This is a genomic window from Stenotrophomonas sp. 05N423 (assembly GCF_056397145.1).
Genome location: NZ_JBFTMV010000005.1, coordinates 58,609 through 72,352 on the forward strand (window position 1 = coordinate 58,609; position 13,744 = coordinate 72,352).

Sequence of the window (13,744 nt, forward strand, 5' to 3'; positions counted from 1 at the left end):
CACTGAAGTGCGCTCCTGCATGGATGTAGAGGGCCTCAGAACGCCGGCAGCACCGCGCCCTTGTACTTCTTCTCGATGAAGGCCTTCACTTCCGGGCTGGTCAGCGCCCTGGCCAGCTTCTGCACGCGCGCGTCATCCTTGTTGTCCGGGCGCGCGACCAGGAAGTTCACGTACGGCGAATCCTTGCTCTCGATCGCCAGCGCGTCGCGGGTCGGGTCGAGGCCGGCGTCCAGCGCGTAGTTGGTGTTGATCAGCGCCAGGTCGACCTGGTCCAGCACGCGCGGCAGCATCGCCGAGTCCAGCTCGCGGAACTTGAGCTGCTTCGGGTTGTCGACGATGTCGCGCTGGGTGGACAGGGCGTTGGACGGGTCCTTCAATTTGATGACGCCCGCCTTGTCCAGCAGGATCAGCGCGCGGCTGTTGTTGCTCGGGTCGTTGGGAATGACCACGTCGGCGCCGACAGGCAGCTCGGCCAGCGACTTGACCCGGCGCGAATAGGCGCCGAACGGTTCGATGTGCACGCCGACCACGGTCACCAGGCCGGTCTTGCGGTCGAGGTTGTAGGCGTCCAGGTAGGGCTCGGTCTGGAAATAGTTGGCGTCCACCTGCTTCTGCACCAGCTGGTCGTTGGGCTGCACGTAGTCGTTGAATACGCGCACGTCCAGCGTGACACCTTCCTTCTCCAGGATCGGCTTGACCACTTCCAGGATCTCGGCGTGCGGCACGGCGGTGGCGGCGACCACCAGCCTGGACTCGTCGGCGGCTGGCTTGCCGCAGGCCGACAGCGCCAGCGCGGCGGCGGCAACGAGCAGCGGGCGGAACAGGGAAGTCTTCATCGGGATTCCAGTGCGGGAGGGAGGATCCACGTAGGTGCGGGGCTTGCCCCGCGCGAGGCCGGCAGGAAGGCCCCCAGCCGGGCAAGCCCGGCTCTACGGAGAGCGGACGATCAACGGCGAGTGTAGTGGCGCACCAGCCTGTCGCCCAGCATCTGCAGCAGCTGCACCAATACCAGCAGCAGCACCACGGTGACCAGCGCCACGTCGGTGTGCGAGCGCTGGTAGCCATCGCGGAAGGCCAGGTCGCCAAGGCCGCCGGAACCGATCGCACCGCCCATCGCGGTGAAGCCGATCAGGGCGATGGTGGTCACGGTGGCGCCGGCGATCAGGCCGGGCCGCGCTTCGGGCAGCAGCACCTTGAACACCAGCTGCGCGGTGGTGGCGCCCATCGCCTGACTGGCTTCGATCACGCCGCGGTCCACTTCGCGCAGCGCGGTCTCGACCAGGCGCGCGTAGAACGGCGCCGCGCCGACCACCAGCGGCAGGATCGCGCCGCGCACGCCCAGCGAGGTGCCCATCAGCGCCAACGTCACCGGGATCAGCACGATCATCAGGATGATGAAGGGCACCGAACGCAGCACGTTCACCGCCAGCGCGGTCACGCCATACAGGACAGGGCGGCGGCGCAGCTGCGGCGAACCGGTCAGGAACAGCAGCACGCCCAGCGGCAGGCCGATGGCCATGGTCAGCGGCAGCGAGCCGGCCAGCATCAGCAGTGTGTCGACGGTGGCCTGGCCGATGTCGGCCCACTTGCCGGCATCCAGGTGGCGGAAAAAGCCGCCGGCGGTCGCGACGATCATCGGCGCAGTTCCTCCACGTGTACGCCGGCGTCGACGAAGCCGGCCTGGGCGGCGTTCTGGTCGCCGCCCACCAGGGCCACGGTCAGCTGCCCGTAGGGCGTGTCCTTGATCCGGTCGATGCGGCCGGACAGGATGTTGTAGTCCACCCCGGTCTGCCGCGCGATGCGGCCCAGCAGCGGCTCGTAGGTGCCGTCGCCGAGGAAGGTCAGGCGCACGATGCGCCCGCCCACGGCGGCGAAGTCGCGGTGCAGCTCGCCCTCGTCCACGTGCTCGGATTCGGACACGAAGCGGCGCGTGGTCGGATGCTGCGGGTGCAGGAACACCTGGCTTACCGGCCCACTCTCGACCAGGCGGCCGGCGTCCAGCACCGCCACGCGATCGCAGACGCGGCGGATCACGTCCATCTCGTGGGTGATCAGCACGATGGTCAAGCCCAGCTCGCGGTTGATCTTCGACAGCAGCGACAGCACCGAAGCAGTGGTCTGCGGGTCGAGCGCGCTGGTGGCCTCGTCGCACAGCAGGATCTTCGGCTCGGTGGCCAGCGCGCGGGCGATGCCCACGCGCTGCTTCTGCCCGCCGGACAACTGCGCCGGGTACTTGGCCGCATGCGCCTCCAGGCCGACCGTGCGCAGCAGTTCGGCCACGCGCGCGTCGATCTTCGCCTTCGGCGTGCCGGCCAGCTCCAGCGGGAAGGCGACGTTGCCGGCCACGGTGCGCGCCGACAGCAGGTTGAAGTGCTGGAAGATCATGCCGATCCGCCTGCGCAGCGCGCGCAGGCCCTGCGCGTCGAGCGCGGTGGCGTCCTGGCCGTCGATCAGCACGCGGCCGCCGCTGGGCTCCTCCAACCGGTTGATCAGGCGGATCAGGGTCGACTTGCCGGCGCCGGAATGGCCGATGATGCCGAACACCTCGCCGGCGCCGATGGTCAGGTCGAGCGGATGCAGCGCGGTGATCGCGCGGCCTTCCACGGCATAGGATTTGTGCAGGTTCTGGAACTCGATCACGGCCAGGGCGCGGATGGACGGACGACAAGGGGGCGGCAAGCCTAGCAGCGCCGCGGCCGCGGCGCCCGCACGGGCGGAGGGAATCTTATTCCTTTTGGTTCTATGAAGACTGGCGCAGGGTTCAGGGGTGATCGACCTGCGCGGCCCGGCGCGCGTGCTGGACGCGCTCGCGGTGCAGCAGGTACAGGCCGCTGGCGACGATGATCGCCGCACCGATCCAGGTCATGCGGTCCGGCAGCACGCCCCACAGCAGCAGGTCCCAGCCGATCACCCAGACCAGGCCGGTGTACTCCAGCGGCGCGATCATCGACGCCTGGCCCAGCTGGAAAGCCCGGGTCAGCGCGATCTGCCCCAGCGCGCCGGCCAGGCCCATGCCGGCGATCAGCCCGGCATGCTTCCACTGCAGCGGCTGCCATTGCGGCCAGGCCAGCAGCCCGGCGCCGACCGCCATGATCAGCAGGAACCACACCACCATCGACTGCGGCGTATCGGTGCGGGTCAGCAGGCTCACTGTCACCGCGGCGATGGCATAGGCGGTGGCCGCCAGCAGCACCATCAACCCTGGCAACGAGATGAAGCCATCCACGCCCGGGCGCAGCACCACCAGTACGCCGACCAGGCCGATGGCAATGGCGACCCAGCGCCGCGGCCCGACCCGCTCGCCCAGCAGCGGCACCGACAGCGCCGCCACCAGCAGCGGAGCGACGAAGTAGATTGAATAGGCGGTAGACAACGGCAGGCTGCGCAGCGCATAGACGAAGCAGCCGATCATCACCATGCCCAGCGCGCCACGCAGCAGGTGCAGGCCCCAGCGCACCGGGACCAGCGAGCGCGGTCCGGCGGTGGCCAGCACCCACACCAGCACGAACGGCAGCGAGGCGGCGCCGCGCAGCATGGTCACCTGCAGGGTCGGGTAGCCGGCCGACAGCAGTTTCATGCCGGCGTCCATCAGCGAGAAGAACGCGACGGCGGACAGCATCCACGCCACGGCGGCGGCGGGAGAGCGCGGAACGGACGGAGAGGAAGCGGACATGGCCCGATTATCGCAGGCCGTGCCGGCGCACGCCGCGCTGCCGTTATGCTCACCCCATCTTCCGCCGGAGCCGGAACATGCCTGCCACTTCCACCCCGCTTCGCTCCCTGGCCGCGCTGGCCCTGTCCCTGGCCTGCGCGACGGCCGCCGCGCAGGCGCCTTCGGCCACCGACCTGGCGCGGCTCGACGGCTTCGCCCTCGGGCTGGAAACGGCCGGGCGCTTTTCCGGCGTGGTGCTGGTCGCGCACGACGGCAAGGTGGTGTTCGAGAAGGCCTACGGGCCACGCGACGAGAACGGCGAGGCGCCGCTGCGCGCCGACGACCGCCTGAACCTGGCCTCCGCCGGCAAGATGTTCACCAGCGTGGCGATCCTGCAGCAGGTCGCCGCCGGCCGCATCGCGCTGGACAGCCCTGTCGGCGACATCCTCAAGGACTATCCGGACCACGGCTTCGCCGACACGGTGACGGTGCGGCAACTGCTCACCCACACCGCCGGGGCCGGCGACGTGGACGAACTGTTCGGCGCCGGACATGCGGCCGAGCGCGCGCGGTTGCGCAGCGCCGCCGACATCATCGCCCTGCACGGCCGCCGCGCGCCGGAGTTCGCCCCCGGCACGCAGCAGAAGTACGGCAACTACGGCTACGTGTTGCTGGGGCGGATGGTCGAGGTGTTGTCAGGGCAGGACTTCGAGTCCTACATCCGCACGCATGTGCTGGCGCCGGCCGGGATGATCCGCACCGGCTTCGTCGACTGCAACGACCCGGCGCCGGACCTGGCGGTGGGCCATGTCGAGGTCGACGGTAGGCGCGTGCGCAACTGCGCCACGCTGCCGGCGCGCGGTTTCGCCGCCGGTGGCGAGGTGGCGCCGGCCGGCGACCTGCTGCGCTTCGTGCAGGCACTGCGCGATGGCCGGCTGCTGCCCCTGCCGCTGTTCATGGAAGCGACCACGCCGCAGCGCGAGTTCATGGGGCTGGGCTTCTTCGCCACCGGCTATGGCCCGGACGTGCCCGAGCGCGACTTCCGCTGGGGGCATGGCGGCAATGCCGACGGCATCTGCACCGACGTGCGCACCTATCCGCACACGGGCGAAACCGTGATCGTGCTGTCCAACAGGGACGCGCCGGCCTGCTTCGCGGTGTCCAACCTGCTGCATGCGCAGTGGAAGGGCACGCCCTGACGGCGGCGCCACTGGGCGATCGCCTAGAATGGCCGCTGTTTTTCCGCCAGGAGCCTCCCCATGCCTTCCTTCGACGTCGTGTCCGAAGTCGACAAGCACGAACTGACCAACGCCATCGACCAGGCCAACCGCGAGCTGTCCACGCGCTTCGACTTCAAGGGCGTGGCCGCCAGCTTCGAGCAGGACGGCGACAAGCTGATCAAGCTGGCCGCGCCCAGCGATTTCCAGCTCAAGCAGATGGCCGACATCCTCAAGCAGCGCCTGGCCGCGCGCAGCATCGATTTCCGCTGCATGGAATTCGGCGATGTCGAGACCAACCTGGCCGGCGCGCGACAGCAGGTCACGGTCAAACAGGGCATCGAGCAGAAGCTGGCCAAGCAGATCGCGGCGAAGATCAAGGAATCCAAGATCAAGGTCGACACCCAGATCAACGGCGACAAGCTGCGCGTGAACGGCAAGAAGCGCGACGACCTGCAGGAAGTGATCGCGCTGCTGAAGAAGAACGAGTTCGAGCAGCCGCTGCAGTTCGACAACTTCCGTGACTGAGTCCATGCACGCCGACGCCGATCCGATCGCCGACACCCGCCGCTGGCTTGAGAAAGCCGTGATCGGGCTGAACCTGTGCCCGTTCGCCAAGGCGGTGTATGCCAAGGAACAGGTGCGCTTCGTGCTCAGCGACGCCAGCACGCCCGAGGCGCTGCTGGAGGAACTGGCCGAGGAACTGCTGCTCCTGCGCGACACGCCGGCCGAGCAGATCGACACCACGCTGATCGTGCACCCGCAGGTGTTGACCGATTTCCTCGACTACAACGACTTCCTCGACAACGCCGACGCGGCGGTGGAGGCGCTGGACCTGCAGGGCATCCTGCAGGTGGCCAGTTTCCACCCGCAGTACCAGTTCGCCGGCGCGGCGCCGGACGACGTGAGCAACTACACCAACCGCGCGCCCTGGCCGACCCTGCACCTGCTGCGCGAGGACAGCGTGGAGCGTGCGGTGGCCGCGTTCCCGGACCCGGACGTGATCGTCGAGCGCAACATCGCCACGCTGGACAGGCTGGGCGTGGACGGCTGGAACAGGCTGTTGTCCGGGGAGTGATGCTCCCTTCCCCGGCAGGGCGTTGCCCCGCTCTACACGGATAACAACGGCTGCAGCAGGCCGCGCACATCGTGCAGCGAGCCGGCGATGGCGTGGCCCAGCCGGCGCATCTCTTCGTCCGGCGCCAGCAGGTCCGGCACCTGGATCACGGTCATGCCGGCGGCCAGCGCGGCGCGCACGCCGGTGGGCGAATCCTCCAGTGCCAGGCAATGGCGCGGCTCGACGCCCAGCTTCGCCGCGGCCAGCAGGTAGATGTCCGGCGCCGGCTTGGCGTGGGCGACGTCGCTGCTGGTCGCCACGTGCTCGAAATACGGCAACAGGCCGGCGCTTTCGAGCTTGCGCAGCGCCAGCGGGCGCCGCGTCGAGGTCGCCACCGCACGCGGAATGCCATGGGCGACCAGGGTATCGAGCAGGTCGACGATGCCGGGTCGGTGCGGCACGCCGGCGGCGACCACCCCGTCGTAGCGCGCATAGGAATCCTGCAGCAGCGCATCGACCGCGTCGGCCCCGACCTGGGTGGCGATGCGCTGGCGGGTGAGCGTGTCGCTGGAGCCGATCAGCGACAGCAGGAAGGCTTCGGGCAGATCATGCCCGGCTTCGGCACCGGCTTCGGCGAGACAGCCCAGCAGGGCGCGCTCGCTGTCCAGCATCAGCCCGTCCATGTCGAAGATCACCGCCTGCGGCCGCGCCGCCAGCGCCACCAACAGCGTCATTGCGCGTCTCCGAACAGGGTCTGCAGGTCGGCGGCCGACAACTGCCGCCACTGCCCTTCCGCCAGTCCGTCCAGCGCGAGCCCGCCGATGCGGCTGCGGTGCAGCGCATCGACGTGGTTGCCGACCGCGGCGAACATGCGCCGTACCTGGTGGTAGCGGCCTTCATGCAGGGTCAACCGCGCGTGGCGCGGACCTAGCACGCCAAGCTCGGCCGGCAGCAGCGGCTTGTCCTCCGACTCCAGCATCAGCGTGCCGCTGGCGAAGGTTGCCGCTTCGTCGCCGCGCAAATCCTGCGCCAGTTGCGCCTCGTACACCTTGTCCAGCTTCGACTTCGGCGACACGATCCGGTGCAGCAACGCGCCGTCGTCGGTCATCAGCAGCAGGCCGCTGGTGTCGCGGTCCAGCCGGCCCACCGTGGACAACAGCGGCGAGCGCTCTCGGAAACGGGCGGGGAGCAGATCGTAGACCAGCCGGCCATGGTCCTTGGTCGAGCAGGTGTAGCCGGCCGGCTTGTGCAGCATCAGGCTCAACCCCGGCGGTGGGTCCAGCGGCTCGCCGTCGATGCGGATCGCATCGTGTTCCACCTTGTCGTCGGCATACAGCACCTCGCCATCGGCATCGGTAACGCGGCCCTCGCGGAACAGCCACTGCACCTGCTTGCGGCTGCCGTAGCCCAGGTTGGCGATGTGTTTGACCAGCTTCATGCGCGGCCACCACGGGTGCCGACGATGACCTTGAAGCCGTCGCGCTCGGCCGCCACGCGCACCTGTCCGAAACTGTCGTTGAGGATCTGCTCGTAGGGCAGGTGCCGGTTGGCGACCATGAACAGCCGCCCGCCCGGACGCAGCGCCTGCGCCGCCACGGCGATGAAACGCTGGCCGATGTCCGGCCGGTCCTCGCGCGCGGGAGTGTGGAACGGCGGGTTGGAGACGATGAAATCGTAGCGGCCGTCGATGCCGGCGGTGACGTCGTGCCAGCGGAAATCCAGCTGTGCGTGGCTGCCGGCCAGATTGTGCCGGGCCAGCGCCAGCGCGCGCGATTCGGCTTCGTACAGGTCCAGCGCGGCGACCTTCGGACAGCGTGCCAGCACCTCGGCCGACAGATAGCCCCAGCCGGCGCCAAGATCGGCGCCGCGACCGGCAAGGTCGGCCGGCAGCTGTTCGACCAGCAGCGCCGAGGCCCGGTCGATGCGGTCCCAGGCAAACACGCCCGGTCGACTGCGGAAGCGCCCGTCCATGATCGGGCGCGGCGCATCCAGCGCCGCCCAACGCACGCGCAGCGCTTCATCGTGGCCACCGTCGAGCGGCGCGGTCCAGAACACGCGGCAGTGGTTCTTGGTCAGCTTGCCGCCCAGCCCGGCCAGTTGCTGCAGGTCGCTTTCGCCGGAGCGCGCGCCCTCGCTGTTGGACTGGCAGGCGACCAGCACGCCGCCCGGCGCCACCTGCTCCACGGCCCGCGCCAGCAGCGCGCGGGCTTCGTCGCGCTGGCGCGGCGGCAGCACCAGCACCAGCGGGTATTTCCCGGTGGAGGCTTCCAGTGTGGCCTCGTCGCGCACGTCCCAACCACCGCGCTCCAGCGCCTGCGCGAACGGGCGGAAGCTCTGCACGCAGACAAGTTGCCCGGCTGCGGCATGCTCGCGCAGCGGCCAGCCATCGCGCGCGCGCAGGAACAACACCGGCCCCTGCGGCCATGGCAGGGCGCCAGTGGCGAACGGGAGGAACAGTGTCTGCAGCGGGGCGTCTTGGGCGGCGGCCATCGCGGAATATCCAGCGGAACTAGCCAATCATTCTAGCGGCCCGTCCAGGCCGGAGCCGGCTGCACCGTCCCGGGGTTTAGCAGCGAGTACGGGCCTCGCGGATCGCCCCGACCAGCTGCGCCACGCTGTACGGCTTGGCGACATGCTTCTGGAAACCGGCCACCAGCGCGCGGCGGCGGTCATCGCCACGCGCCAGCGCGGTCACTGCTACCGCCGGCAGCTCGCCCGCGGACACGCCCATGGTCTCGCGCAGGGTGCGCACCAGCCCGTAGCCGTCCATGCCGGGCATGCCCACATCGCTGACCAGCACGTCGAAGGCGGCGTGGCCGCGCAGGTCGAGCAGCTCCAGCGCCTCGGCCGCTGACGCCGCCGCCACCACCGTGGCGCCCTGTTCCTCCAGTACCCGCCGGAGATAGGCCAGCACGTCCGGCTGGTCCTCCACCGCCAGGATGCGCGTCCCGGCCAAGGCGTGGGCGGCCACCACCTGTTCGCCCGCCGCGACCCGCTGCACCGTGCGCCGCGGCCGCCCGGCACTCTCCACGCGATACACCGGCAGGCGCACGCTGAAGGTGGCGCCCTGGCCGGCGCCCGCGCTCTGCGCGGAAACCGATCCGCCATGCAGTTCGGTCAGCTGCTGCACGATCGCCAGACCCAGGCCGAGGCCGCCGTGGCGGCGGGTGGTGGTGCCGTCGGCCTGGCTGAAACGGCTGAACAGGTGCGCGAGGAATTCCGGCGCGATGCCGTCGCCGTTGTCGCGTACGTCCAGCACATAGTGTCCGTCCTCCCGGCGCAGCGCGACCTCGACCCGGCCTTCGACCGGAGTGAACTTGATGGCGTTGGCCAGCAGGTTCCACAGCACCTGCTGCAGCCGCGTCGCATCGCCCAGCACCGGACACGGCGCCTGCGGCGCATCGACCACCAGCGCCTGTGCCTTGCCCTGCGCCACCAGCTCCTGCAGGCGCGCCGCCTCGCGCACCTGCTCGGCCAGGTCCAGCACCTCGACTTCCAGCTGCACCTTGCCCAGCAGCATGCTGCTCAGGTCGAGCATGTCCGACATCAGCCGTTTCTGCGCCATCGCGCTGCTGGCGATCACTTCCACGCCGCGGCGCATGGGATGTTCGGCCTCCATCCGCTGCAGCAGCAGTTCGCTCCACCCCAGGATGGTGGTGAGCGGGGTGCGCAGCTCGTGCGACAGGGTGGCGAGGAATTCGTCCTTCACCCTCGCCATGCCTTCGGCCGTGTTGCGGGCGGCGCGCTCGGCCTCCAGCAGTTCCTCGCGCGCCATCTCGATCTCGCGGCGCTCGGTGATGTCCGGGCTGTTGCCGGCCAGGCCGATGAAGCGGCCATCGGCCGAGAAGCGCGGCGCGGCGTTCATCTCCAGCCACCGCCATTGGCCATCGTGACGGCGCAGGCGGGCGTTCAGGTGCAGGTCGCGCTCATTGGAGAGGGCGTCGTCCAGCGCGTACTCGAAGACCTTCAGGTCTTCCGGATGCAGCAGCTCTTCCCACCAGCGCGGCCCGAAGCAATGGTCGCCGTCCAGCCCGAAGAAGCTGCCGAAGGCGTTGTTGACGAAGCGCACGTGGCCCAGGTCGTCCAGCACCCAGACCGGCATCGGCAGGCCGTCGGCCAGCGCGCTGAAGCGCGCCTCGCTCTCGGCCAGGTCGGTCTCGATCTGCTTGCGCCGCGAGATGTCGAAGAACAGCACCGCGACCCGCCGCGCCGCGGCAGGCCCCAGCCGCACCGCTTCGACCGAATACCAGCGCCCGAGCTGCGGCAGGTAACGCTCGAACTGCACCGGCATGCCCTCGCCCACCACCCGGCCGAACACCCGGAACCAATACTCGTCCAGCCCCGGCAGCACCTCGGTGGCGCGCCGCCCGATGACATCGGCCAGGCCGGTGATGCGCTCGAACGCCGCGTTGACCTTGCAGTGCACGAAGTCCACCGCGCGGGCCTCGTCGAACAGTACTTCGATCACGCAGAAGCCGGTGCCGACGGCCTCGAATACTTCCTGGTACAGCGGCGAGCTTTCCAGCCCCTCGGCCACCGGTGGCGCCGGCGGCGGGACGAACGGCTCCAGTTCGGGCGGATGCATGCTCAAGGCGGTGGCAGGTCTTTGCGGCGGTGCGGCAGCGGGAGGAAAGTCTGGGCGTGCAACTATCCACGGCATGTGATGATGAACCGTCTGCAACCCGGCTCCAACCGCCCGGCGCCCGGCGATTGCCCGGCATGGCGATCGCCCCCACACTGCAATGCACACCCATCACCGGAGGTTCGTCATGAAGACCCCGACTTTTGCCGCATTGGCGCTGGCCTGCCTGCTCGTGGCGGGTACCGCCGCCGCCCGTCCCGCCAACGTCACCGACCCGCAGGCGCCGCGCGCCCTGGCCGTGGAAGGCCCGGTGCAGGTGCAGTGGAACGACCCGTCTGGCTTCACCGAGCTGCGCCAGAGCCACAACCGCTGGGAAGCCGAACGCGGCAACTGGGTGGCGAACCTGGCCGAGTACCTGCGCAAGCAGGCGTCCAGCAAGCTGCCCGAGGGCCAGCAGATGGCCGTCACCATCACCGACATCAAGCGCGCCGGCGACTATGAGCCCTGGCACGGCCCACGCATGGACGACGTACGTTTCATGCGCGACATCTATCCGCCGCGGATCAGCCTGCAGTTCACCCTGACCGACGCGCAGGGCCAGGTGATCGACCAGGGCGAGCGCAAGCTGGTGGACAACGCCTACCTGTACGGCAACACCCGCCTGTCCGATACCGATCCGCTGCGTTACGAGAAGCGCCTGCTCGATGACTGGCTGCGTCGCGAACTGCGCGAGGACCGCGCCACCGCCGGGCTCTGACACCCACATCGGCCTGCACGACCGCAGGAAGGGAAAGGGCCGCGAACGCGGCCCTTTCCTGTTGCGCCTATTGCGATAGATAGACGCGTGGCGTGCGCTTGAGGCTGCAGGGCAGCCGGTAGGCGCTGGTATTGCAGCGCGGCGCCAGTTCGGAAATGGTCGGCGCCGTGCCCCACAGCTGCACGATGCTGCCCAGCCCTGCCTGCGGATGGTCGGTGAGGTCGATGGTGAGCATGTCCATCGATACCCGCCCGATCAGCTGGCCGGGCACGCCGTCGATCTGCACCGGGGTACCGTTGGGCGCGAACTGCGGGTAGCCATCGGCATAGCCCATCGCCACCACGCCCACGCGCGTGGGCCGCTGCGCGACGAAGCGCGCGCCATAGCCCAGCGGTTCGCCGACGCCGATCTCGCGCACCGCGATCACCCGCGACTGCAGGGTCATCACCGGGCGCAGCTGGTCCGCATGCGGGCTTGGCTGCGGGTACAGCGGATCGGCGCCGTACAGCATCAGGCCCGGGCGCACCCAGTCGCTGCGCACCTGCGGCCAGCCCAGCAGCGCCGGCGAGTTGCACAGGCTGGTCTCGCCCTGCAGGCCGTCGATGGCGCGGCTGAACGTATCCAGCTGCTCCAGCGTGCGCGGGCTGTCCAGTTCGTCGGCACGCGCCATGTGGCTCATCAGCACCATCGGCGCGACGTGCGGCAGCGCCGACAGGCGCGCGTGCGCGGCGCGGAACTCCTCCACCGACAGGCCCAACCGGTGCATGCCGCTGTCCAGCTTCAACCAGACCTGCAGCGTGGCGTCGGTGCGGAACGCGGCCACCGCCTCGACCTGCCACGGCGAGGCCACGGCGGTCCACAGCCCATGCTCCACGATCAGCGGCAGTTCGGCGGCGTCGAAGAAGCCTTCCAGCAGCAGCACCGGCTTGGTGATGCCGGCCTGCCGGAGCTCCAGCGCTTCCTCGATGCAGGCCACTCCGAAACCGTCGGCCTCGGCCTCCAGCGCGCGCGCGCAGGCGACCGCGCCGTGGCCATAGGCATCGGCCTTGATCACCGCCAGCGCCTTGCCGCCGCCCAGCTGGCGCGCCAGCCGGTAGTTGCCGCGCAGCGCTTCCAGGTCGATCAGGGCCTGTGCCGGGCGCATCAGGCCGCTCCCTGGCCGCCGTAGCGGAAGATGGCCAGGCCTTCGGTGCTGATCTGCGGCTTGCGGCCGTCCATCAGGTCGGCCAGGTAGCGGCCGGAACCGGCCGCCATGGTCCAGCCCAGGGTGCCGTGGCCGGTATTGAGGAACAGGTTGCGGTACGGCGTGGCGCCGATGACCGGGGTGCCGTCCGGCGTGGCCGGGCGCAGACCGGTCCAGAACTCGGCGCGGGACAGATCGCCGCCGTGCGGATAGAGATCGTTGACCACCTTCTCCAGGGTGGCGCGGCGGCGCGGATCCAGCGACAGGTCGAACCCGGCCACCTCGGCCATGCCGCCGACGCGGATGCGGTCCTCGAAGCGGGTCACCGCCACCTTGTAGCTCTCGTCCAGGATGGTCGAGGTCGGCGCCATCGCCGCGTCGGTGATCGGCAGGGTCAGCGAATAGCCCTTGAGCGGGTACACCGGCAGGCGCATGCCCAGCGGCGCCACCAGCTGCGGCGAGTAGCTGCCCAGCGCGACCACGTACTGGTCGGCGGTCTCCAGCCGGCCACCGATGCGCGCGCCGGTGATGCGGTCGCCGTCGCGCTCCAGCCCGGCCACGTCCTGGTCGAAACGGAACTCGACGCCGGCGGCGGCGGCCAGCGCGGTCAGCCGGCGGGTGAACAGCTGGCAGTCGCCGGTCTGGTCCTCGGGCAGGCGCAATGCGCCGACCAGGGTGTCTGCCTTGCCGGCCAGCGCCGGCTCCACGCGCACGATGCCCTGGCGATCCAGCACTTCATAGGGCACGCCGTACTGGCGCAGCACTTCGATGTCCTGGGCGGCGGCGTCCAGCTGCTGCTGGGTGCGGAACAGCTGGGTGGTGCCCAGCTGGCGACCTTCGTAATCGATGCCGGTGGCCGCCCGCAGTTCGTTGATGCAGTCGCGGCTGTAGTCGGACATGCGCACCATGCGCGCCTTGTTGATCGCATAGCGGCCGGCGGTGCAGTTGCGCAGCATCTGCCACAGCCAGCGGTACTGGGCCATGTCGGCGGTGGGGCGGATCGCCAGCGGTGCGTGTTCCTGGAACAGCCACTTGATCGCCTTCAGCGGCACGCCCGGAGCGGCCCACGGCGAGGTGTAGCCGAAGGAGAGCTGGCCGGCGTTGGCGAAACTGGTTTCCAGCGCCGGGCCCGGCTGCCGGTCCACCACCGTCACCTCATGACCTGCCTGTCGCAGGTACCAGGCACTGGTCGTGCCGATCACACCACTGCCGAGTATCAGAACCCGCATCGTTCTCTCCTGGGAACCCACCCGTGCCCGCACGGAGGTGGCGGGAGCGATGGCAGGCTCGGACCCT

The 13,744-nt window shown here is 69.7% G+C and carries 14 protein-coding genes; 4 read left to right on the plus strand and 10 right to left on the minus strand.

What is annotated here, in order from left to right; translation table 11 throughout:
* Positions 1-35: 35 nt before the first annotated feature.
* From AC1DGW_RS09970 to AC1DGW_RS09985, 4 genes are all read right to left on the minus strand, one after another.
* Entirely contained in the window at positions 36-836 is an 801-nt protein-coding gene (locus AC1DGW_RS09970; RefSeq protein WP_478022336.1) for a MetQ/NlpA family ABC transporter substrate-binding protein, read from the minus strand.
* Between the two features lie 110 nt (positions 837-946).
* The gene (locus AC1DGW_RS09975) at positions 947-1,636 is read right to left on the minus strand and encodes a methionine ABC transporter permease (protein WP_273082970.1); all 690 of its coding nucleotides are present in this window, start codon (positions 1,634-1,636) and stop codon (positions 947-949) included.
* On the minus strand, positions 1,633-2,640 hold the full coding sequence (locus tag AC1DGW_RS09980; RefSeq protein WP_282276687.1) for a methionine ABC transporter ATP-binding protein: 1,008 nt from the start codon (positions 2,638-2,640) through the stop codon (positions 1,633-1,635). Before AC1DGW_RS09980 ends, AC1DGW_RS09975 begins: the two co-directional genes overlap by 4 nt.
* 121 nt (positions 2,641-2,761) lie before the next feature.
* The gene (locus tag AC1DGW_RS09985) at positions 2,762-3,673 is read right to left on the minus strand and encodes a DMT family transporter (protein WP_478022339.1); all 912 of its coding nucleotides are present in this window, start codon (positions 3,671-3,673) and stop codon (positions 2,762-2,764) included.
* Between the two features lie 77 nt (positions 3,674-3,750).
* Between AC1DGW_RS09985 and AC1DGW_RS09990 the strand changes: the two genes are divergently transcribed.
* The 3 genes from AC1DGW_RS09990 to AC1DGW_RS10000 are packed head-to-tail and all read left to right on the plus strand — an operon-like array spanning position 3,751 to position 5,947.
* Positions 3,751-4,851 (plus strand): serine hydrolase domain-containing protein, encoded by a 1,101-nt coding sequence (locus AC1DGW_RS09990; protein ID WP_478022341.1) that lies wholly within the window; start codon positions 3,751-3,753, stop codon positions 4,849-4,851.
* A gap of 60 nt (positions 4,852-4,911) precedes the next feature.
* Positions 4,912-5,397, plus strand: coding sequence for a YajQ family cyclic di-GMP-binding protein (locus AC1DGW_RS09995; RefSeq protein ID WP_273082979.1), 486 nt, complete (start codon positions 4,912-4,914; stop codon positions 5,395-5,397).
* Between the two features lie 4 nt (positions 5,398-5,401).
* The gene (locus AC1DGW_RS10000; protein WP_478022702.1) at positions 5,402-5,947 is read left to right on the plus strand and encodes a DUF1415 domain-containing protein; all 546 of its coding nucleotides are present in this window, start codon (positions 5,402-5,404) and stop codon (positions 5,945-5,947) included.
* A 32-nt stretch (positions 5,948-5,979) separates the two neighbouring features.
* On the opposite strand, the gene AC1DGW_RS10005 is transcribed toward AC1DGW_RS10000, so the two are convergent.
* The 4 genes from AC1DGW_RS10005 to AC1DGW_RS10020 form a co-directional block, all read right to left on the minus strand.
* A complete protein-coding gene (locus tag AC1DGW_RS10005; protein ID WP_478022343.1) occupies positions 5,980-6,660 on the minus strand; it encodes an HAD family hydrolase in 681 nt (226 codons plus the stop codon).
* Complete coding sequence (locus AC1DGW_RS10010; protein WP_478022345.1) at positions 6,657-7,364, minus strand: pseudouridine synthase; 708 nt, start codon at positions 7,362-7,364, stop codon at positions 6,657-6,659. The genes AC1DGW_RS10005 and AC1DGW_RS10010 overlap by 4 nt, the downstream gene beginning before the upstream one ends.
* The gene (locus AC1DGW_RS10015) at positions 7,361-8,416 is read right to left on the minus strand and encodes a class I SAM-dependent methyltransferase (RefSeq protein ID WP_478022347.1); all 1,056 of its coding nucleotides are present in this window, start codon (positions 8,414-8,416) and stop codon (positions 7,361-7,363) included. Before AC1DGW_RS10015 ends, AC1DGW_RS10010 begins: the two co-directional genes overlap by 4 nt.
* Positions 8,417-8,492: 76 nt before the next feature.
* Positions 8,493-10,511, minus strand: coding sequence for a PAS domain-containing hybrid sensor histidine kinase/response regulator (locus AC1DGW_RS10020; protein ID WP_478022704.1), 2,019 nt, complete (start codon positions 10,509-10,511; stop codon positions 8,493-8,495).
* Between the two features lie 184 nt (positions 10,512-10,695).
* Here AC1DGW_RS10020 and AC1DGW_RS10025 point away from each other — a divergent pair, with 184 nt between their 5' ends.
* Complete coding sequence (locus AC1DGW_RS10025; protein ID WP_478022349.1) at positions 10,696-11,265, plus strand: DUF3016 domain-containing protein; 570 nt, start codon at positions 10,696-10,698, stop codon at positions 11,263-11,265.
* A 67-nt stretch (positions 11,266-11,332) separates the two neighbouring features.
* Here AC1DGW_RS10025 and alr read toward each other — a convergent pair whose 3' ends face one another.
* Together alr and AC1DGW_RS10035 are read right to left on the minus strand one after the other, a co-directional pair.
* A complete protein-coding gene (alr, locus tag AC1DGW_RS10030) occupies positions 11,333-12,409 on the minus strand; it encodes an alanine racemase (protein WP_478022352.1) in 1,077 nt (358 codons plus the stop codon).
* A complete protein-coding gene (locus AC1DGW_RS10035; RefSeq protein WP_478022354.1) occupies positions 12,409-13,677 on the minus strand; it encodes a D-amino acid dehydrogenase in 1,269 nt (422 codons plus the stop codon). The genes alr and AC1DGW_RS10035 overlap by 1 nt, the downstream gene beginning before the upstream one ends.
* Between the last annotated feature and the right edge of the window lie 67 nt (positions 13,678-13,744).

Bases quoted from the DNA above. Each gene is read 5' to 3' on its own strand.
- AC1DGW_RS09970 (WP_478022336.1), bottom strand. From the start codon at position 836: ATGAAGACTTCCCTGTTCCGCCCGCTGCTCGTTGCCGCCGCCGCGCTG.
- AC1DGW_RS09975 (WP_273082970.1), bottom strand. From the start codon at position 1,636: ATGATCGTCGCGACCGCCGGCGGCTTTTTCCGCCACCTGGATGCCGGC.
- AC1DGW_RS09985 (WP_478022339.1), bottom strand. From the start codon at position 3,673: ATGTCCGCTTCCTCTCCGTCCGTTCCGCGCTCTCCCGCCGCCGCCGTG.
- AC1DGW_RS09990 (WP_478022341.1), top strand. From the start codon at position 3,751: ATGCCTGCCACTTCCACCCCGCTTCGCTCCCTGGCCGCGCTGGCCCTG.
- AC1DGW_RS09995 (WP_273082979.1), top strand. From the start codon at position 4,912: ATGCCTTCCTTCGACGTCGTGTCCGAAGTCGACAAGCACGAACTGACC.
- AC1DGW_RS10000 (WP_478022702.1), top strand. From the start codon at position 5,402: ATGCACGCCGACGCCGATCCGATCGCCGACACCCGCCGCTGGCTTGAG.
- AC1DGW_RS10005 (WP_478022343.1), bottom strand. From the start codon at position 6,660: ATGACGCTGTTGGTGGCGCTGGCGGCGCGGCCGCAGGCGGTGATCTTC.
- AC1DGW_RS10010 (WP_478022345.1), bottom strand. From the start codon at position 7,364: ATGAAGCTGGTCAAACACATCGCCAACCTGGGCTACGGCAGCCGCAAG.
- AC1DGW_RS10015 (WP_478022347.1), bottom strand. From the start codon at position 8,416: ATGGCCGCCGCCCAAGACGCCCCGCTGCAGACACTGTTCCTCCCGTTC.
- AC1DGW_RS10020 (WP_478022704.1), bottom strand. From the start codon at position 10,511: ATGCATCCGCCCGAACTGGAGCCGTTCGTCCCGCCGCCGGCGCCACCG.
- AC1DGW_RS10025 (WP_478022349.1), top strand. From the start codon at position 10,696: ATGAAGACCCCGACTTTTGCCGCATTGGCGCTGGCCTGCCTGCTCGTG.
- alr (WP_478022352.1), bottom strand. From the start codon at position 12,409: ATGCGCCCGGCACAGGCCCTGATCGACCTGGAAGCGCTGCGCGGCAAC.
- AC1DGW_RS10035 (WP_478022354.1), bottom strand. From the start codon at position 13,677: ATGCGGGTTCTGATACTCGGCAGTGGTGTGATCGGCACGACCAGTGCC.